This is a genomic window from Agromyces sp. NPDC058064, from assembly GCF_042885275.1.
In the GTDB taxonomy this organism is placed as follows: Bacteria; Actinomycetota; Actinomycetes; order Actinomycetales; family Microbacteriaceae; genus Agromyces.
Window position 1 is genome coordinate 352,320 of record NZ_JBHVSE010000002.1, and the last position, 19,015, is coordinate 371,334.

The 19,015-nt window shown below is 72.3% G+C and carries 14 protein-coding genes; 6 read left to right on the forward strand and 8 right to left on the reverse strand.

The annotated features are described in order from the left end of the window. Positions 1-19 precede the first annotated feature (19 nt). From ACFVSL_RS07455 to ACFVSL_RS07485, 7 genes are all read right to left on the reverse strand, one after another. Entirely contained in the window at positions 20-1,909 is a 1,890-nt protein-coding gene (locus ACFVSL_RS07455) for a sigma-70 family RNA polymerase sigma factor (RefSeq protein WP_386939825.1), read from the reverse strand. A 333-nt stretch (positions 1,910-2,242) separates the two neighbouring features. Beyond that, positions 2,243-3,436 carry an N-acetylglucosamine-6-phosphate deacetylase gene (locus ACFVSL_RS07460; RefSeq protein ID WP_386939827.1) on the reverse strand — a complete coding sequence of 398 codons (1,194 nt, stop codon included), beginning with the start codon at positions 3,434-3,436 and terminating at the stop codon, positions 2,243-2,245. After that, entirely contained in the window at positions 3,437-4,222 is a 786-nt protein-coding gene (locus ACFVSL_RS07465) for a DeoR/GlpR family DNA-binding transcription regulator (RefSeq protein WP_376944423.1), read from the reverse strand. It abuts the gene before it with no gap. After that, positions 4,219-5,091, reverse strand: coding sequence for a ketose-bisphosphate aldolase (locus ACFVSL_RS07470; RefSeq protein WP_386939828.1), 873 nt, complete (start codon positions 5,089-5,091; stop codon positions 4,219-4,221). Before ACFVSL_RS07470 ends, ACFVSL_RS07465 begins: the two co-directional genes overlap by 4 nt. Further along, complete coding sequence (locus ACFVSL_RS07475) at positions 5,088-6,122, reverse strand: 1-phosphofructokinase family hexose kinase (protein ID WP_386939830.1); 1,035 nt, start codon at positions 6,120-6,122, stop codon at positions 5,088-5,090. Before ACFVSL_RS07475 ends, ACFVSL_RS07470 begins: the two co-directional genes overlap by 4 nt. Next, the gene (locus ACFVSL_RS07480; protein WP_386939831.1) at positions 6,119-7,093 is read right to left on the reverse strand and encodes an ROK family protein; all 975 of its coding nucleotides are present in this window, start codon (positions 7,091-7,093) and stop codon (positions 6,119-6,121) included. The genes ACFVSL_RS07475 and ACFVSL_RS07480 overlap by 4 nt, the downstream gene beginning before the upstream one ends. A gap of 4 nt (positions 7,094-7,097) precedes the next feature. After that, the gene (locus ACFVSL_RS07485) at positions 7,098-7,967 is read right to left on the reverse strand and encodes an SIS domain-containing protein (protein ID WP_386941124.1); all 870 of its coding nucleotides are present in this window, start codon (positions 7,965-7,967) and stop codon (positions 7,098-7,100) included. Positions 7,968-8,365: 398 nt separating this feature from the next. Here ACFVSL_RS07485 and ACFVSL_RS07490 point away from each other — a divergent pair, with 398 nt between their 5' ends. The 4 genes from ACFVSL_RS07490 to ACFVSL_RS07505 all read left to right on the forward strand — a co-directional run bounded on the left by ACFVSL_RS07490 (position 8,366) and on the right by ACFVSL_RS07505 (position 14,655). Next, positions 8,366-9,613: an extracellular solute-binding protein gene (locus tag ACFVSL_RS07490; RefSeq protein ID WP_386939833.1), complete on the forward strand. Its 1,248-nt coding sequence runs from the start codon at positions 8,366-8,368 to the stop codon at positions 9,611-9,613. Positions 9,614-9,657: 44 nt separating this feature from the next. Continuing rightward, complete coding sequence (locus ACFVSL_RS07495; RefSeq protein ID WP_386939835.1) at positions 9,658-10,638, forward strand: carbohydrate ABC transporter permease; 981 nt, start codon at positions 9,658-9,660, stop codon at positions 10,636-10,638. Beyond that, positions 10,638-11,567, forward strand: a complete 930-nt coding sequence (locus ACFVSL_RS07500; RefSeq protein ID WP_386939837.1) for a carbohydrate ABC transporter permease — start codon at positions 10,638-10,640, stop codon at positions 11,565-11,567. Before ACFVSL_RS07495 ends, ACFVSL_RS07500 begins: the two co-directional genes overlap by 1 nt. A 262-nt stretch (positions 11,568-11,829) precedes the next feature. Beyond that, the gene (locus ACFVSL_RS07505) at positions 11,830-14,655 is read left to right on the forward strand and encodes a discoidin domain-containing protein (protein ID WP_386939838.1); all 2,826 of its coding nucleotides are present in this window, start codon (positions 11,830-11,832) and stop codon (positions 14,653-14,655) included. A gap of 81 nt (positions 14,656-14,736) precedes the next feature. On the opposite strand, the gene ACFVSL_RS07510 is transcribed toward ACFVSL_RS07505, so the two are convergent. Continuing rightward, on the reverse strand, positions 14,737-16,428 hold the full coding sequence (locus ACFVSL_RS07510; protein WP_386939840.1) for a beta-N-acetylhexosaminidase: 1,692 nt from the start codon (positions 16,426-16,428) through the stop codon (positions 14,737-14,739). A gap of 345 nt (positions 16,429-16,773) precedes the next feature. On the opposite strand from ACFVSL_RS07510, the gene glyA reads away from it, so the two are divergent. Together glyA and ACFVSL_RS07520 are read left to right on the forward strand one after the other, a co-directional pair. Beyond that, complete coding sequence (gene glyA, locus ACFVSL_RS07515) at positions 16,774-18,048, forward strand: serine hydroxymethyltransferase (RefSeq protein ID WP_386939842.1); 1,275 nt, start codon at positions 16,774-16,776, stop codon at positions 18,046-18,048. A gap of 82 nt (positions 18,049-18,130) precedes the next feature. Beyond that, positions 18,131-19,015, forward strand: a complete 885-nt coding sequence (locus tag ACFVSL_RS07520; RefSeq protein ID WP_386939844.1) for a bifunctional methylenetetrahydrofolate dehydrogenase/methenyltetrahydrofolate cyclohydrolase — start codon at positions 18,131-18,133, stop codon at positions 19,013-19,015.

The window sequence follows — 19,015 nt, forward strand, 5'->3', positions numbered from 1 at the left end:
TTACCGGTGCGAGGATGCCTCAGCCGACGAGCCCGTTCACCCACTCGCGCACGGTGCCCTCGCGGAGCGGTCCGACCCGGCCGTCGCTCGTGTACCGGATGCCGAGACGGTCGCTGTTGCGGATGCCCTGCACGTACCAGTCGGAGGTCCCGGCGCGGTCGAGCTCGACGATCCGGCTCGCCCACGGCACGGTGAGCAGGAGGCTCGCGCCGGGCCGGCCCGTGAAGGCGAGGTCGTAGCGCTGGCCCCGGCCAGAGACCTCGAGCCCCGGTGTCTCGAGCGAGAACGCAGCCTCGTCGGAGAAGGCCGAGACGTTGCCGGCGACGTCGATCTGCCGGGCCGCGACCGCGTGCCCGCCCGCGGCGAGCCCGTCGTACTCGTGCGACCACCGGCCGTCCGAGTCGGCGACGAGCGCCGTGGTCGCCCCGTCGAGCACGAGCTCGACGTCGGCTCCGGGCTCGGCGGTGCCCGAGACGATCGGGTCGACGAGTCCGCCGGCGGTGTCGATCGACGAGATCACGGGGGCGAGCGCCTCGGTGTCGCCCGGCGTCGGCGTCGGCGTCGGGGTCGGGGTCGGGGTCGGCGTCGGCGTCGGTGTGGGGGTCGGCGTCGGTGTGGGGGTCGGGGTCGGCTCGGCCGTCGGGGTGGGCGTCGGCGTCGGCGTGGCCTGGGGCGGCTCCGCCACGGGCGCGCCGGGGTCGACCGGGGTCGACGGCTCTTCGGCGACGACGTCGTCGATCACGGCGACGGGCGGGGCCGGCTGCTCGGCGAGCGGGGCGGGGTCGGCCGCATCGGCCGGTTCGGCCTCGGGCTCCCCGTCGACCACCTCGCTCGTGGGGGCGGCGATCGGCTCGTTCGTGGGGGCGAGGCTCGGGGCGACGACGGCGACCGCGACGACGGCGGCGGTGAGCACGAGCGCGCCGGCGCCGATGGCGACGCCGGTACCGCTGACGGCCCCCACGAGCCCGGTGCCCGCGGCACCGCCGCCCGCACCGCCTGCGCCGGCGCCCGAGGCACCCGCCCCGGCTCCGGCTCCGCCGGCTCCGGACGCTCCTGCGCTCCCGGAGACGCCCGCCGCGCCGGCGGCGATGCCGCCCGCGCCCATCGCGTACTCGGCGACGGGCACGCCCTGCGACAGCCAGGCGGAGTACGCGGTCGCGCCGCCGACCCCGGCGGCGAGCGGCAGCAGCACGAGTGCGAGCTTCGAGCCCACCTCCCTGGCCTCGGCGGCGACGATCGTGCAGCGCGCGCAGTCGTCGAGGTGCGACTCGAGCTTCGCGGTGTCGCGGGGGCGAAGCTTGCCGCGCGTGTAGCTGCCCAGGCGATCGATCGTCCACCGGCACTCGGGCTCGGTCGAGTTCTTGAGGTGCGCGCGGATCCACGCCTGGCGGAGGCCCTCGCGTGCGCGGTAGGCGAGCGCGGCCGTGCTGTTCGCGCTCATGCCCACGAGCGGTGCGACCTGCTGCGGGCTCATGCCCTCGACCTCGCTGTACCAGAGCACCTCCTGCCAACGGGTCGGCAGCGAGCGGAACGCCTGGGCCGTGGTCGACCGGTCGAGGGCGTCGAGCGTCGCCGCCTCGTTCGTCTCGGGATCCTCGAACGACTCGAGGGTCTCGAGGTTGGTCTCCTGGCGGGCCCGGCCCCAGCTCGCCGCGGTGTTGCGGATCGTGGTGAAGAGGTAGGGGCGGAACGCGGCCGTCGGCCCCTTGCCGGCGAGGATCGCGTCGTAGATGCGCGTGAACGACTCGGCGACGAGGTCGTCGGGGTCGAGCGAGCTGAACGAGCGGGCCACGGTGCGGCCGGAGGCCGCATGTCGCTGCCAGAGCTCGGCGTAGGCGGAAGGGTCGCCGCGGCGGGTCCGCTCGATGAGCGCGGCATCGGCGGTGTGATCGGTGCGCACGGTGGGCACGCGCGGCTCCTTCGGGGTTCGGGTCGGTCCACCTGAGAGACGCGTCGAGGCGGGGATCATGACGCGGATCGGGGGTTCCGGATCATTCCACCAGATTTTTCCGGGAATCGCGTCATAGATCCGCCCCGGTGACGTCTTCTCCTGTGAGGGCGTGCACTGCGCCCTCGCCTCCGCCGTCCCGGAGACCCGAACTCCGAGACGGAAGCCGGGTACCCGCCGGCGGGACGAGGCGCCCGGGGGAAAGGGCGGCTCGATTCGAACGGCCGGGCTCCGAGACGATGGGGAACACGTCTCGGGGCCGGCCCTTCTCCCAGTGCTCGCGCCGGGCGCGGCTCAGGCCAGTCGGCCGCCCGCCGCCCAGACCGCCTGCACGTCGAGCTCGTCGCCGAGCAGCACCGCGTCGGCGGCGTAGCCGCGGTCGAGCCGGCCGAGATCGTGCGCGCGACCGATCGCGGCCGCCGGCACGACCGTGAGCGCGGCGATCGCCTGGTCGAGCGGGATGCCGCTGTCGACGACGGCGCGACGCAGCGCCTCGTCCTGCAGGAGCGTCGATCCCGCGATCGAGCCGCCCTCGCGGAGGCGGGCGACGCCCTGGTCGACGACGACCTCCAGCGTGCCGAGGAGGTACTCGCCGTCGGCGGATCCGGTCGCCGCCATGGCGTCGGTGATGAGCGCGACGCGCCCCGGTGCACCGGCGAAGGCGAGCTTCACGACGTCGGCGTGGACGTGCACCCCGTCGTTGATGATCTCGAGGGTGACGTGGTCGGCGTGCATGGCCGCGACGACGGGGCCCGGCGCACGGTGGTGGATGCCCCGCATGCCGTTGAAGGCGTGCGTCAGGATCGTCGCGCCCGCACCGAACGCGGCGAGGGCGGTGTCGAAGTCGGCCCCGGTGTGCCCGACCGCGACCGCGACGCCCGCATCGACGAAGCGGCCGATGGCCTCCGTCGCCCCGGGATGCTCGGGCGCGATCGTGATCTGGCGCAGCGTGCCGTCGGCCGCGGCGAGGAGCCGATCGACGGAGTCGGCGTCGGCGGTGCGCAGCAGCGACGGGTCGTGGGCACCGCGGTAGGCGTCGTCGAGGAACGGACCTTCGAGGTGGGAGCCGAGCACGCGCGGGTCGCGACGCGAGAGGCCTGCGATCATCGCGACCTGCTCGGCGAGCCGGTCGACGGGTGCCGTGACGAGCGAGAGCACCGTGCGGGTCGTGCCGTGGGCGTTGTGCACGGCGAGCACGCGCTCGATCGCCGCCTCGCCCTCGTCGGCGGACGCGCCTCCGGCGCCGTGGCAGTGGATGTCGATGAACCCCGGGACGAGGAATCGCCCCGAGGCATCCGTCACGCTCGTGTCGGGGGTGAGGTGCTCGCGCCAGGCGTCGCCCAGCCCGCGCTCGGCGACGCTGCCGCCCTCGAAGCGCACCCAGGCGTCGGGCACCGTGTCGAACCCGCTCACGATCCGCGCCGAATGGATGATCGTGGACCCGTTCGGGGCGGAGGCGGGTGCGGTCGGGAGGACTGGGGTGCTCACCTAAGCAACGATAACGTCGTAGCCGTGGTCGGCCAGCCGCGCCAGCTGCGCCTCGGTCACGCCCGAGTCGGTGATCAGGGTCGAGAAGAGGCGCCGTGAGCCGATCGCGGCGAACGCCCGCTTGTCGAGCTTCGACGAGTCGGCGACGAGCACCGGATGGGTGGCGCGCGAGGCCATGAGCGCGTTCACCGCCGCCTCGCGCTCGTCGTGCGAGGTCGGGCCGATCGCCGGGTCGATGCCGTTCACGCCGATGAAGGCGTAGTCGAGCGTCACGCTGCCGAGCACCGCGTCGGTGTACGCGCCGACGAGCTCGTACGAGCGCGCATGCACGACGCCGCCGGTCACGACCGTCTTGATCTGGGGCCGGATCGCGAGCTGCATGGCGATGTTGATCGCGTTCGTCACGACTGTGAGGCTCGGGTCGTTCGCCGGCTCCATGATGTCGGCGCGCGACATGAGCGCCTCCACGATCGCCGTGGCCGTCGTGCCGCCGCAGAGCCCGATGACGGCGCCCCGAGGCACCATCGCGCTCGCCGCACGGGCGATCGCGGCCTTCGACTCGGGGTTCTGCTGGTTCTTGTAGCGGATCGGCAGGTCGTACGCGACCGAGTGGGCGACGGCGCCTCCGCGGGTGCGGGTGAGCAGCTGCTGGCTCGCGAGCGCGTCGAGGTCGCGCCGGGCCGTCGCCGGCGACACCCCGAGCTGGTCGACGATCTGCTCGACCTCGACCTGGCCGCCGTCGGCGAGCAGGTCGAGGACGGCGCTCAGGCGCTCCGCGCGATTCATCCGATCCCGTCCCTTCCGGTGGTGCCCGCCGTCGCCGGCGAGGCGAACAGCCTCAGCATGCGGCCCGCTTCGATGCGCACCGCGTCGCGGCCCGCCGCGAGGTACTTGCGAGAGTCTACGGCCGTGGGGTGCTCCGCGAGGTAGTCGCGGATCGCGCCGGTGAAGGCCGCATTCAGGTGCGTCGACACGTTGATCTTCGTGAGGCCCGCTGCGATGCCCGCGACGATGGTCTCGTCGGGCACCCCGGACGAGCCGTGCAGCACGAGCGGCACCGGCACGGCGGCGTGCAGCCGCGCGATGAGCTCGAGGTCGAGCGCCGCGACCCGCTCGGTCATCGCGTGCGACGAGCCGACCGCGACCGCGAGGGCGTCGACCCCGGTCTCGGCGACGAACTGCGCCGCCTCGGCCGGGTCGGTGCGGACGCCGGGCGCGTGCGCACCGTCCTTGCCGCCGATCTCGCCGAGCTCGGCCTCGACGAGCACGCCCGCCTCGGCCGCGTGCGCCACGACGCGCCGGGTGGTCGCGACGTTGTCGGCGAAGTCGAGCTTCGCGCCGTCGTACATGACCGAGCCGAAGCCCCCGTCGATCGCGCGGAGCGCGAGCTCCACGTCCTCCGCGTGGTCGAGGTGCACGGCGACGCGGGCGCTCGAGGCCTCGGCGACGGCGAGCGTCGCGCGAGCGATCGGCTCGAAGGCCCCGTGGTAGTTCACGCAGTTCTCGGAGAGCTGCAGGATGACCGGCAGGCCGGTGTCCTCCGCGGCGCCGACGAGGGCCTCGGCCGTCTCGAGGTGCAGCACGTTGAACGCGCCGATCGCGGTGCCGGCCGACGCGGCGGCCTCGAGGACGGTGCGGGTGGGGATGAGCGTCATGCGGTGGTCCTCGGGTCGGTCGCGGGCGCCTGCTGCGCCCGCTCGGTGTTCGCCTGGTCGGCGGCGGATGCCTCGTGGTCGCCCGTGACGACGACCTCGGCCTCGAGCCGCACGTGGTCGGGCGAGAGCGCGCCCGCGACGGGCATCAGCACGGCCGAGGCCGACCACGCCGTCGCGCGCCGCGCGAGCGCGGCCCGTGCGGCGACGCCCTCGCGGCCCGGGTCGCTCACGAGCGACGGGGTGGTGGCCACGGCGGCGGCGATCGCCGCGACGGCCGCATCGCCCGCACCGGTCGCGTTGCCGTGCAGCGGCCGGGGCAGCCGGGCGCGCACGCCGTCGGAGCGGTCGGCGTGCGAGAGCACGAGCAGCCCCTCGGTGCCGAGCGAGACGAGCACGAGCCGGGCGCCCGCGTCGAGCAGCGCTCGGCCTCCGGCGACCGGATCGTCGTGGCCGGTCACCTCGGCGAGCTCGTCGCGGTTCGGCTTCAGCACCGTCGCACCCGCGCGGGCGGAGGCGAGCAGCCCCGGTCCGCTCGTGTCGACGATCACCGGTGCGCCCGCGGCGACGAGCTCGGCGACGAGCCCGGCGAGCTCGTCGGGGCCGAAGCCGGGCGGCAGGCTGCCGCTGATGACGACGACGTCGGCGCGTCGCCCGAGGCGGGCCGCCTCGGCGAGGAGGGCGTCGGCCTCGGCATCGGCGAGGGGCGCGCCGTGCTCGTTGAGGATCGTGGTCTCGCCGCTCGACTCGTCGACGAGTGCGAGACTGCGTCGCGTCTCGCCGCGTACGGGAACGAGCCGGTGGGGGATGCCGCTGCGTTCGAGGTCGTCGGCCAGTCGCGTGCCGGCTGCGCCGCCCGCGGTCGTGAGCGCCAGCACGTCGTGCCCCTCGGCGGCGAGCACCCGTGCGACGTTCAGGCCCTTGCCGCCGGCGCGCGAGACGCCCGTCGGCACTCGGAGGGTCTCGCCCGGGCGCAGCTCGGCGAGGTGCCAGGTGAGGTCCTCTGCGGGGTTCGGGGTGACGGTGAGGATCACGGCGCCGCCGTTCCGGCCGCGCTCGCGGCCTTGGCCGCGGCGAGGTCGCGCGCGGCGAGGGCGGTGCCGAGCAGGCCGGCGTCGTCGCCGAGCTCGGCGCGCAGGAGCACCGGACGGCGGTGGAAGCTGAGGAGGGCGTCGACCCGCGCGCCGAGCGGCTCGAAGAGCGCGGGCCCGGCCTGCGAGAGGCCGCCGCCGATGACGATCGCCTCGGGTGCCAGGGTCGCGACGAGCCGGGCGATGCCCTCGGCCAGCGCCTCGATGGCGGAGGTCCAGATGTCGTCGGCGAGCGGGTCGCCCGCGCGTGCGGCCTCGAGCACGGCTCGGGCCCCCGAGACGTCGCGACCGCTCGCCGCACGGTACCGCCGGGCGATGGCGCCGGCCGAGGCGACCGTCTCGAGGCAGCCGATCGCGCCGCAGGGGCAGCGTTCGCCGCGGGGGTCGGCCAGCGAATGCCCGAACTCGCCCGCGTAGCCGCCGGCCGAGTACGGCTGGCCGCCGATGAGCATGGAGCTCGCGATGCCGGTGCCGATCGCGAGCACCACGGCGTCGTCGTAGCCGCGTGCGGCCCCCAGCCGGTGCTCGGCGTCGCCCGCGGCGCGGACGTCGTGGCCGAACGCGACCGGCAGTCCGAGCGCGTGCTCGGCGAGGTCGCGGATGGGGGCGTCGCGCCAGCCCAGGTTCGAGGCGAACAGGCCGAGCCCGCGCACCTCGTCGACGAGCCCGGGCACGCTCACGCCGGCCGCGACGACCTCGACCCCGGGGTGCTCGTCGCGCAGCGTCTGCGCGAGGCCGGCGAAGGAGGCGGCGACCGCGCGCGCGGAGTCGACGGGATCGAGCGCGGTCGGGGTGCGCCGGAGCCCGAGCACCCGCCCCGCGGCATCCACCATCGCCGACTTCGTGTCGGTGCCGCCGACGTCGAAGGCGAGGACGGCGGCGCCGGGGCCGAGCGGTGGCGCGAGGTCGTTCATCGGGTCAGCCTTCGAGGATCACCGAGCGCGTCAGGTTGCGCGGCTGGTCGGGGTCGAGGCCGCGCGCGAGGGCGCGGGCGAGCGAGACGCGCTGGGCGCGGACGAGGTCGGCCATCGGGTCGAGCGCGCTCGTCTCGAAGCGCGCACCGGTCGCGGCGACGTCGCCCGCGAGGCCCTCGGGGGCGGGGCCGAACTGCCAGGTCACCCGGCCGGGCGCGGCGATCGAGATCGGGCCGTGACGGTACTCCATGGACGGGTACGACTCGGTCCAGGACTGCGAGGCCTCGCGCATCTTCAGCGCCGCCTCGTGGGCGAGGCCCACCGAGAAGCCGCGGCCGAGGAAGGTGTACTGCTCGGCGTCGACGAGCGCCGGGTCGAGCTCTTCGGCGAGCGCCAGCTCGGCGTCGGCGATCACCGGCGCGAGGTCCTCGCCGAGCGAGGCGCGGAAGAGGGCGAGCGCCGTCGTCGCGAACCGGGTCTGCACGACCGACTGCTCGTCGGCGAAGGGGAGGGTGATCGCGTCGTCGACGAGCTCGACGAGGGGCGACTCCGCGTCGCCGATGACGCCGATGGTGCGGACCTGCCCGCGGACGTCGCCGACGAGCTGGAGCACCTCGGTCGTCGTGCCCGAGCGGGTGAGCGCCACGACGGCGTCGTAGCCGCGCAGCGGGAAGGCCTCGGACGCCGCGAACGCGTCGGTCTCGCCGTGGCCGCCGGACTCGCGGAGCCAGGCGTACGACTGGGCCATGAACCACGAGGTGCCGCAGCCGACGACGGCGACGCGCTCGCCGCGGCGCGGGAGTCGCGACTGCTCGTCGCGGAGCTCGGCCGCGCGCGCCCAGGTCTCGGGCTGCGAGGCGAGCTCGGCGGCCATGTGGGCGGCGGGGGCGGAAGCGGAAGGCAGGCTCACGTGGGCTCCAGTCGGGGTGGTGCGGCCGTCGAGTGACGACGATGACGCCTCAATGATTGCAGATGACTGCAATACGTGTCCAACGATCATGGAAAAGATCGTTTACTGCACTGTCCCGCATTCGAGGGGTTTAGTGAGGGATCCGAACAAAATCCGGTAACAAATGGCTCTCCAGCCTTGACGGCCGAGTGGGGAGCGGAATAGATTTCCCAGCGTCGAGTGAACGTACCTGATCGTTTGCTCGGTCAAACGTTCATCAAATTGCACGGATCTTCGAGATCGGTGCAGGATGGGCGATACGCATCGGCGCGTTGAGACCTGCTCTCGTCGATGCGCCACCCAACACAGTGAGGAAGCATCCAATGAAGAAGTCTCTGCGCCTCGGCGCCGCGGTCGCGCTCGCCGCCACCGCCTCGCTGACGCTCGCCTCGTGCGGATTCGGCGGCGGTGACAGCGGCGGCGACGCCGGCGGCAAGACCACGCTCGACCTGCTCGTGCCCAGCTACTCCGACAACACCGAGAAGCTCTGGAACGACGTCATCGACGGCTTCGAAGCCGAGAACGAGGACATCGACGTCAAGCTCGAGGTCCAGTCGTGGGACAACCTCGAGAAGGTCGTGACGACGAAGATCCAGGGCGGTGAGGCCCCCGACATCTACAACGGCGGTGCGTTCGGCGGCTTCGCAGCCGATGGCCTGCTGTACCCGGCCGAGGACGTGGTCTCGCCCGACACCTTCAGCGACTTCCAGGACTCGTTCATCGCGAACGCCGAGGTCGACGGCACCGCCTACGCCCTGCCGCTGATCGCGTCGGCGCGCGCGCTGTTCGTGAACAACACGCTGCTCGAGCAGGCCGGCGCGACCGCGCCGACCAACTGGGACGAGCTGCTCGACGCCGCGACGAAGGTCTCGGCGCTCGGCGGCGGCGTGGCCGGCTACGGCATGCCGCTCGGATCGGAAGAGGCGCAGGCCGAGGCGGCCGTGTGGCTCTGGGGCGGCGGCGGCACCTTCGGCGACGCGGACGCGATCACGGTCGACGACCCCGCCAACCTTCCCGGTGCCGAGCAGATCAAGAAGATGATCGACGCGGGCGCGACGCAGGCCGACCCCGGATCGACCGACCGTTCGCCGCTCATGGACATCTTCATCCAGGGCAAGATCGGCATGCAGGTCGGCCTTCCGCCGACCGTCGGCCAGATCGAGGAGAACAACCCCGAGCTCGACTACTCGATCGTGCCGATCCCCACGCAGGACGGCTCGCCCTTCACCCTCGGCGTCATGGACCAGCTCATGGCCTTCAACAACGACGACGGCGCGAAGCAGGACGCGATCACGAAGTTCTTCGACTACTACTACTCGGCCGACGTGTACGTGCCGTGGGTGCAGACCGAGGGCTTCCTCCCCGTCACGAAGTCGGGCGCCGAGGCGCTGCAGGGCGAGGAGGCGCTCGCGCCGTTCCTCGAGGTGCTGCCGAACGCCCAGTTCTACCCGAGCACCAACCCGAAGTGGCAGGCCACGGACGGCGCGTTCAAGTCGCTGTTCGGCCAGATCCAGACGAAGCCCGCTCAGGACGTGCTGACCGAGATCCAGGCGCAGGTCGACGCGAGCTGACGCTCGCTCGATGAAAGACGGAAGGGTTCGGTGATCCCCGCACCATGAGTTCCACGACCGAAGCATCACCGAACCCGGCGGGGGCGACCACTGGTCGCCCCCGTTCCGGGGGATCGGCCGCGGGCGGCGCCGCCCGCGGCCGGCCCGGCGGGCGCGACCTCCTCGTCGCCCTGCCCTGGATCGCGCCCGCGCTCCTGCTCATCTTCGGCGTCGTGCTGTTCCCGGCCGGCGTCATGTTCTACAACTCCACTCGAGACATCTCGCTCTCGGGCCTCGACAAGGGCTCGGTCGGCTTCGACAACTACGTCGAGGTGTTCAACTTCCCGTACTTCTGGCCGATCTTCTTCCGCACAATCGTGTGGGTGGTCGTCGTGGTGGCGTTCACCGTGCTGATCTCGCTCGGCCTCGCCCAGATCCTGAACAAGGCGTTCCCTGGCCGCCGGCTCGTGCGCCTCGTCGTGATCATCCCGTGGGCGGCCTCGGTCGTCATGACGACGATGGTCGTCTACTACGGCCTCGAGCCGTACTTCGGCATCATCAACAAGTTCCTCGTCGACATCGGCCTCGTCGACACCCCCGAGGGCTACGGCTGGACGAAGAACCCGACGACCGCCTTCATGTGGGCGATCATCGTCGCGATCTTCGTCTCCCTGCCGTTCACGACGTACACGATCCTCGCGGGCCTCGCCACGGTGCCGACCGACACGCTCGAGGCGGCCCGCATGGACGGTGCCGGCCCCATCCGCACCTACTTCACGGTCGTGCTGCCGCAGCTCCGCGGCGCGCTGAGCGTCGCCGTGCTGATCAACATCATCAACGTGTTCAACTCGCTGCCGATCCTGAGGGTCATGACCGGGTCGATACCCGGCTACGACGCCGACACGATCATGACGATGATCTTCAAGTACATCCAGAACCAGCACAAGGTCGACGTCGCGAGCGCGCTCTCGGTCGTCGCCTTCCTCATCGTCATCGTGATCGTCGCGGTGTACGTGAAGGTCGTCAAGCCCACGCGGGAGATCTGATGAGCGTCACCGAAACTCGCGCCATGCTCGCCGCCGACGCCGGCCGGGGGGCATCCCGCGGCACGGCCGCCCCTCGCAAGCGCCGCTACACGGAAGACCAGGTGCCGCTCGGCAGCGTACTGCTGCGCATGCTCGCCGGGCTCGTCGTGCTCGCGGTGTTCATCGTGCCGTACCTCATCATGTTCTTCGGCTCGGTGAAGACGAAGGCGCAGATCCGCTCGGTCGATCCCACCTACTTCCCCACGGAGTGGCACTGGGAGAACTACATCAACATGTGGTCGACGCCCGAGACGCCGCTGCCGCAGAACATGGTCTCGACGATCGTGATCTCGGTGTTCGCGACGCTGCTCGTGCTCGCCGTCGCGCTGCCCGCGGCGTACTACACGGCGCGGTTCCGCTTCCCGTTCCGCATGGTGTTCCTGTTCCTCGTGATCGTCACGCAGATGCTGCAGCCCGCGGTGCTCACCTCGGGCCTCTTCCGCCAGTTCACGACGCTCGGCATGATCGACACCTGGGCGGCGATGATCTTCATCAACGCGGCATTCAACCTGTCGTTCGCCGTCTGGATCATGCACTCGTTCTTCGCGGGCATCCCGAAGGAGGTCGACGAGGCCGCGCAGATCGACGGCGCCGGCCGGCTCACGGTGCTCTTCAAGATCAACCTGCCGCTCGTGTGGCCGGGCATCGTGACGGCGATCGTGTTCACCTTCGTCGCGTGCTGGAACGAGTTCGCGGCTTCGCTCGTCATCCTCTCGACGGCGGGCAACCAGCCGATGTCGGTCGCCCTCACGAAGTTCGTCGGACAGTACGAGACGAGCTGGCACTACGTGTTCGGCGTCTCGATCGTCGCGATCATCCCGGTGGTCGTGCTCTTCATGCTCATCGAGAAGCGCCTCGTCGGCGGCCTCACGGCGGGCAGCGTCAAGTAGCGCTCGATACGCGACACGACAGGCGGATGCCTCGGGCTCGACCCCGGGGCATCCGCCTTCGTCGTCCGTGCACGTCGTGCGACGGCCGACCGCCTGCGGCTCGGCGCGATGCGGTGCTTGACGGTCGTGCCGAGCGTCTCCTATGGTCGGGGGAACTTAGTTTACTCACTCACTGAAGTGGGGTTTCGAGACAAGGAGGTCTCCGTTGGACGACAGGATTCCACCCGGCACGATCCGGGCACGATTGCGGCGAAACACCGCGGTGGCGACGACGATCGCGACGGCGGGTGCGCTGCTCGCCCTCTCGCCGGTTCCGGCGCAGGCGGCGACGAACGCGGCTCCGGAGATCATCCCGGCCCTGCAGACCTGGACCGGCGGAGAGGGCGCGTTCGAACTCGCCCCGGGCGCCCGAATCGTCGCCGACCCGGAGCTCGAGGCCGTCGCGCACCAGTTCGCCGACGACCTGTCGTCCGTGACGGGGATCGTCGCGGACGTCGCGGTCGGCGGGGAGGCCCGAAGCGGAGACCTCCGGCTCGACCTCGACGCCGACCTCGAGTCCGCCGACGGCGGCGCCCTGTTCGACGCCGAGGGCTACCGCCTCACGATCGACCAGGAGGGCGTCGAGATCGCCGCGCCCGCCTCGCAGGGCGCGTTCTGGGGCACGCGCACGGTGCTGCAGGCGCTCGTGCAGTCGCCGCTGCGTCGCTCAGTGCCCGCGGGGGAGTCGATCGACTGGCCGAACCACAGCGTGCGCGGCTTCGCGCTCGACGTCGGGCGCCGGTTCTTCACCCCCGAGTTCGTCCGCGACTACATCACGATGATGAGCTGGTACAAGCTGAACCAGTTCCAGCTGCACCTCAACGACAACGAGATCGCGCGGCCGGCTGGCGGCTGGAAGGACGCGTACGACGGCTTCCGGCTGAAGAGCGACAACCCCGCGTTCGCCGGGCTCGCGTCCGAGGACGGCGCCTACGATCGCGCCGACTGGCAGAGCTTCGAGGACACCGCGGCCGCGCACGCCGTGACGATCGTGCCCGAGATCGACGCTCCCGCGCACTCCCGGTCGTTCATCCGCTGGAAGCCGCAGCTCGGCTTCAACGGCGGCGACTCGGACCACCTCGATCTCTCGAACCCCGAGTCCACCGAGACGATCAAGGCCGTCTTCGACGAGTTCGTGCCGTGGTTCGAAGGTCCCGACGTGCACTTCGGCGCCGACGAGTACCCGCGCTCGGGCGCGGACCAGTACCGCGAGTTCTTCAACACCATGGCCGAGCACATCCGCGGACTCGGCAAGCAGCCGCGCGCCTGGGGCAGCATGAGCGTGATGCACGGCTCGGCCGACGGCTACGACCGCGACGTCGTCATCAACTCCTGGAACAACGGGTGGTACGGCATGGCCAAGGCGGAGGCCGACGGCTACCGGTACATCAACACGAACGACGGCGACCTCTACGTCGTGCCGTTCGCGAACTACTACCACGGCAACGGCTTGAACAACGCCGGCCTCTACGCGACCTGGCTTCCCAACCGGCTCGGCTCGACGGCCGTCGTGCCCGAGGGGGCGCCCGAGGGGGCGATGTTCGCGGTCTGGAACGACCTCGTCCACGAGGACTACACCGAGCTCGACGTGCACGGGCTCGTCCGCGACTCGTTCCCCGTGATCGCCCAGAAGACCTGGGACTCGCAGACGCCCGCTCGTTCGTACGGCGACTTCGTCGACGTGCAGCGCCGGATCGGCTCGGGGCCGGGTCTCACGACGATCGACCAGACCGGAGTCGCCCGGCCGGGCGAGCTGAGCCTGGGCGCGACCGTCACCGCGTCGTCGAGCGACGACGGCATGACGGCCGCGTCGCTGACCGACGGACTCGCCCTCACGCGATGGGCGACGTCCGAGGACACGGCCGACGTCCGCATCGAACTCGCCGAGTCCGCGCCCGTCGGTCGGATCGAGGTCGAATGGGCCGGCGCGGCTCCGGCGAGCTACGACGTCGACGTCTCGGACGACGGCGTGTTCTGGCAGCGGGTCGCCGACGACGTCGACGGCGCGACCGCGTCGGTCGAGCTCGGCTCGCTCCAGGCGAAGTACGTCGCCGTCCGCGACATCCGGTCCGACGGGGCCGCCGGCGCCGTCAGCGCCTGGCGCATGTCGGTGTTCGCGCCCGAACCGCTCACGAGCGGCGCCACGGCGACCGCGTCGGGCGTCGAGGCCGCGGCGTTCCCGCCGAGCCTCGCGATCGACGGCGACGACAAGACCCGCTGGTCGGCGAACTACGTCGCGCAGCCGTGGATCGCCGTCGACCTCGGGGCGAAGCAGACGTTCGGCGAGGTCGTGCTGGCGTGGGAGGGGGCATCGGCGAAGGACTACGTCGTCGAGGTCTCCGACGACGGTGCGAGCTGGCGCACGGCCGCCACGAAGTCCGGGCAGGCCGTGGGAGCTCGAGTCGACACCGTGACCTTCGAGCCCGTCGAGGCCCGCCACGTGCGGGTGACCGTGACCGCGAAGAACCTGAGCCCGTACCTCAGCCTCTTCGAGCTGACGGTCCCGTCGACGGGCGGACCCGAGGCATGGATCTCGGCCGAGCTCGCCCCGGAAGCGCCCGACGCGGACGGCGGCTGGTACGCGACGGTGCCGACGGCGGAGTTCGCCGCGGGCGGCACGGCCGGCGAGGCCTCGGCGATCGAGTACCGGCTCGACGGCGGCGACTGGTCGCCGGCGGCCGGGGCCGTCGCGATCGACGGGCAGGGCGAGCAGCGGCTGGAGTACCGCGCGACCGTCGGCGACCGGCGCGTCTCCGGCTACGGCGTCGTCCGCGTCGACACCGCGGCGCCCTCGGTCGAGGTCGGCGCGAGCCGTCGGCCCGCAGTGAGCACGCCGAGCAACCCGGTGCGGTTCACGGTCGACGCGCGCGACGACGGCTCGGGCGTCGCCGGCGTGGAGGTCCGCCTCGACGGCGGTGCGTGGACCGCCTGGGACGGCGAGGACGTCGTCGTCGAGGCTCCCGGTCGGCACACCCTCGAGGCGCGGGCCACCGACGCGGTCGGGCACGTCAGCGAGATCGCGGCCTCGCCGGGGCCCGGTCGCGGCTGACCCGCGCGGCGCACTGCACACGGCGGATGCCTCGGGGCCGGCCCCGAGGCATCCGCCGTCGCCGTCCGAGGTGCGGGGCGTTCAGCCCTGCCAGTCGACCCCGCCGACCTTGCGGTAGGCGACGCCGAGCGCGTCGAGGTGCGCGCCGAGCGACACGAGCCGCGTGCGGAAGCCGTCCTCGTCGCGCGCGTCGGCGGGCGACCAGCCGACCTCGGCGATCGCGGCGATGCGCGGGAACACCATGAACTCGAAGTCGGGCACCGTCTCGATCGTCTCCGTCCAGATGGAGGCGGCGACGCCGAGGATGTCGGACTCCTCGAGCCCCTCGACCGTCTCCTCGGGGCGCCACGCGTAGGCCTCCTCGAGCGTGATCGTCGAGGCCCACCGCGTGCCGAGCTCGGTGCCGAGGGGACCGGCCGGACGGTCGGGGTACATCATGTCGAGGTAGGTCGTGTCGGCCGGCGCCAGCACGAGCCGGCCGCCCTGCTCGAGGAAGGAGCGCGCCTGCCCGGCCGACTCGGGGTAGGGGCGCACGGGCTCGTCGCGGCGGTTCGGCGCCATCTCGTGCGCGGCGGTGAGATCCCAGTAGTGCCCGATCGTGCCGGGCGGCAGCTCGCTCGACGCGCCCATCTCGTGGTACGCGATGACGGTCTTGCCGGTCGCCGCGGCCGCCGTCGTGATGCGCCCGACGAGGTCGAGGAAGTCGTCGTGCTCGGTGGCGAGCGGCTCGTCGCCGCCGACGTGGATCCAGGGGCCGGGCGTGAGCTCGGCGACCTCGGTCAGCACGTCGGTGAGGAAGCGGTCGGTGGCCTCGGCCCGGGCCGGATCGGCGCAGAGCGACGAGAAGCCGACGTCGACGCCCTCGTAGGGCTCGCGGGCGACCCCGTCGCAGTTGAGCTCGGGGTAGGCGCTGAGCGCGGCGTTCGTGTGCCCGGGCAGGTCGATCTCGGGCACCACCGTGATGAAGCGCTCGGCCGCGTGGTCGACGATGCGCCGGTAGTCGTCCTTCGTGTAGAAGCCACCGCCCCCGCCGCCGACCGACGTCGAGGCGCCGATGCCGGTGAGCTCGGGCCAGGCGTCGATCTGCAGCCGCCAGCCCTGGTCGTCGGTGAGGTGGAGGTGCAGCACGTTGAGCTTGAGCAGGGCCATGCGGTCGAGGTGGTCGAGCACGTCGTCGACCGCGATGAAGTTGCGGGCGACGTCGACGAGCGAGGCGCGATAGGCGAAGCGCGGCTCGTCGGCGATCGAGACCGCAGGCACCGGCCAGCCGCCGTCGGGGGAGCGCGTGGCATCCGTGTGCTCGATCTCGGCGGGCAGGAGCTGGCGCAGCGACTGCGTGCCCCAGTAGAGGCCGGCCGGCGCGCTCGCCGTGATGCGCACCCCGTCGGCCCCGCTCACGAGCGTGTAGCCCTCCTCGCCGAGGCCAGCCGTCGCGTCGATCACCAGTTCGACGTCGCGGCCGGTCGAGTCGTCGGATGCCCCGGCGTCGCCGTCGACCACCGGGAGCGGGAAGCCCGTGGCCGCCCTGGCGGGGGCCGCGAAGGTCTCGGCGACGGCTCGGGCGCCCTCGCCGACGGCGACGAGGCGCGCGGCGTCGGTGAGGGTGAAGGGGCCGCCGTCGGCGAGCTCGAACTCAGCCGGGGCGGGGACGATGCCGGTCACGACGACTCCGTTGCGGTCGGGTTCGCCGGTGCACGCCGTGAGGGCGAGCAGCGCTCCGACGAGCGCGGCGGCGACGAATGGGAAGCGGGGGAATGTGCTGCGGCGATGCATGCGACCTCGAGACCGAAAAGCAGGAAACTTGACGAATGGGGCGCACCACATCCTGCCACGTCGCCCGCCCGCGTGACAGCCCCCGTGGCCTTCCGAACCGCCGCACAACCCCGCCGAACCTCGTGGAACCGACCCCGAGGCGCCCGTGTCGCCGTGCGTCGCGGACGGCGGCGGCGCGGGGCATCCATTGCTATGCTTGCGATCGTCGCGACTGGCGTTGAGATGGATTCCCATCGGGGAGCGACTGCTACGGACCGACCGCACGCCTGGGCCGGTACGACTGCTTCCGCGCGAGTCGCGGAGGCAGCAACCCCACATAGGTCCGTATGTCATAAGGAGCCAGTCTTGGCCGAATCCATCTTCAACGCGCCCCTCTCCGAGGTCGACCCCGAGATCGCCGAAGTTCTCGAACTCGAACTCGGTCGTCAGCGCGACTACCTCGAGATGATCGCGAGCGAGAACTTCGTTCCGGTCTCCGTGCTCCAGTCGCAGGGCTCGGTGCTCACCAACAAGTACGCCGAGGGCTACCCGGGGCGCCGCTACTACGGCGGCTGCGAGTTCGTCGACGTCGCCGAGTCGCTCGCGATCGAGCGGGCGAAGTCGCTCTTCGGCGCCGAGTACGCGAACGTCCAGCCGCACTCGGGTGCGACCGCGAACGCGGCCGTGCTCTCGGCGATCGCCACCCCCGGCGACACCATCCTCGGCCTCGAGCTGGCCCACGGCGGCCACCTGACCCACGGCATGAAGCTGAACTTCTCGGGCAAGCTCTACAACGCCGTGTCGTACGGCGTCGACCCCGAGACCTTCCTCGTCGACATGGACGTCGTGCGCGACAAGGCCCTCGAGCACCGCCCGCAGGTCATCATCGCCGGATGGTCGGCCTACCCCCGCCACCTCGACTTCGCCGCGTTCCGCGCGATCGCCGACGAGGTCGGCGCGAAGCTCTGGGTCGACATGGCGCACTTCGCCGGCCTCGTCGCCGCGGGCCTGCACCCCTCGCCCGTGCCCTTCGCCGACGTCGTCTCGTCGACCGTGCACAAGACCATCGGCGGCCCGCGCTCGGGCTTCATCGTCTCGCGCGACACCGAGCTCGCGAAGAAGCTCAACTCGAACGTCTTCCCCGGCCAGCAGGGCGGCCCGCTCATGCACGTGATCGCCGCGAAGGCGACCGCGTTCAAGGTCGCCGCCTCGGCCGAGTTCAAGGACCGCCAGGAGCGCACCATCCGCGGCGCCCAGATCCTCGCCGACCGCCTCACCGCCCACGACTCGCGCGCCGCTGGCGTCGACGTGCTCACGGGGGGCACCGACGTGCACCTCGTGCTCGCCGACCTCCGCAACTCGAAGATCGACGGCCAGCAGGCCGAAGACCTCCTGCACGAGGCCCTCATCACCGTGAACCGCAACGCGGTGCCGTTCGACCCGCGCCCGCCGATGGTCACTTCGGGCCTGCGCATCGGCACGCCGGCGCTCGCGACCCGCGGCTTCGGCGACGCCGAGTTCACCGAGGTCGCCGACATCATCGCGCTCACGCTCCAGGGCGGGGCGGATGTCGCGGCGCTCCGCGGTCGCGTCGAGGCGCTCACGGCGGCGTTCCCGCTCTACCCCGGCTTGCAGCAGTAGGCCGCCGCCGGGCGGGGCGACCTGCCCCGCCCGGCCCCACTCCGTCGCATCCGACCGCCGCCCGCCACTCCAGGGAGCACCCATGACCGCCATCACGCTCGACGGGGTCGCCACGGCGTCCGCCGTGAAGCACGAGCTCGCCGCCCGCATCGCCCAGCTGAAGGCGAAGGGCGTGACGCCCGGCCTCGGCACGCTGCTCGTCGGCGACGACCCGGCCTCGCGCTCCTACGTCGCGGGCAAGCACCGCGACTGCGCCGAGGTCGGCATCGAGTCGATCCGCGTCGACCTGCCCGTCACGGCGACCGAGGCCGACGTGCGCGTGGCGATCCGCGACCTCAACTCGGCGGCCGAGGTGACCGGGTACATCGTGCAGCTGCCGCTGCCCGCCGGGCACGACGAGAACGCGATGCTCGAGCTCATCGACCCCGACAAGGACGCCGACGGCCTGCACCCGACGAACCTCGGCCGGCTCGTGCTCGGCATCGAGGGCGAGCTCCACTCGCCGCTGCCGTGCACGCCCGCGGGCATCGTCGAGATGCTGCAGCGCTACGACGTGCCGATCCGCGGGCGCCACGTCACCGTGATCGGTCGCGGCCTCACGGTCGGCCGCCCGCTCGGCCTGCTCTTCACCCGCAAGGGCCTCGACGCCACCGTCACCCTGACGCACTCGCGCACCCAGGACCTCGCCGCCGAGGTGCGCCGCGCCGACATCGTCGTCGCGGCCGTCGGCGTGCCGCACCTCGTGAAGCCCGAGTGGGTGAAGCCCGGCGCCGCGGTGCTCGACGTCGGCATCACCCGCGTGCAGGACGAGGAGACCGGCAAGGGCCGGCTCACGGGCGACGTCGACCCCGGCGTCGCCGCCGTCGCGGGCCACCTCTCGCCGAACCCCGGCGGGGTGGGCCCGATGACCCGCGCGATGCTGCTCGCGAACGTCGTGAAGGCCGCGGAGCTGCGCCTGGAGGCGTAA

Coding starts and splice junctions, on each gene's coding strand:
- ACFVSL_RS07490 (WP_386939833.1), top strand. CDS start 8,366: ATGAAGAAGTCTCTGCGCCTCGGCGCCGCGGTCGCGCTCGCCGCCACC.
- ACFVSL_RS07510 (WP_386939840.1), bottom strand. CDS start 16,428: ATGCATCGCCGCAGCACATTCCCCCGCTTCCCATTCGTCGCCGCCGCG.
- ACFVSL_RS07480 (WP_386939831.1), bottom strand. CDS start 7,093: ATGAACGACCTCGCGCCACCGCTCGGCCCCGGCGCCGCCGTCCTCGCC.
- ACFVSL_RS07485 (WP_386941124.1), bottom strand. CDS start 7,967: ATGGCCGCCGAGCTCGCCTCGCAGCCCGAGACCTGGGCGCGCGCGGCC.
- ACFVSL_RS07500 (WP_386939837.1), top strand. CDS start 10,638: ATGAGCGTCACCGAAACTCGCGCCATGCTCGCCGCCGACGCCGGCCGG.
- ACFVSL_RS07465 (WP_376944423.1), bottom strand. CDS start 4,222: ATGAATCGCGCGGAGCGCCTGAGCGCCGTCCTCGACCTGCTCGCCGAC.
- ACFVSL_RS07495 (WP_386939835.1), top strand. CDS start 9,658: ATGAGTTCCACGACCGAAGCATCACCGAACCCGGCGGGGGCGACCACT.
- ACFVSL_RS07470 (WP_386939828.1), bottom strand. CDS start 5,091: ATGACGCTCATCCCCACCCGCACCGTCCTCGAGGCCGCCGCGTCGGCC.
- ACFVSL_RS07520 (WP_386939844.1), top strand. CDS start 18,131: ATGACCGCCATCACGCTCGACGGGGTCGCCACGGCGTCCGCCGTGAAG.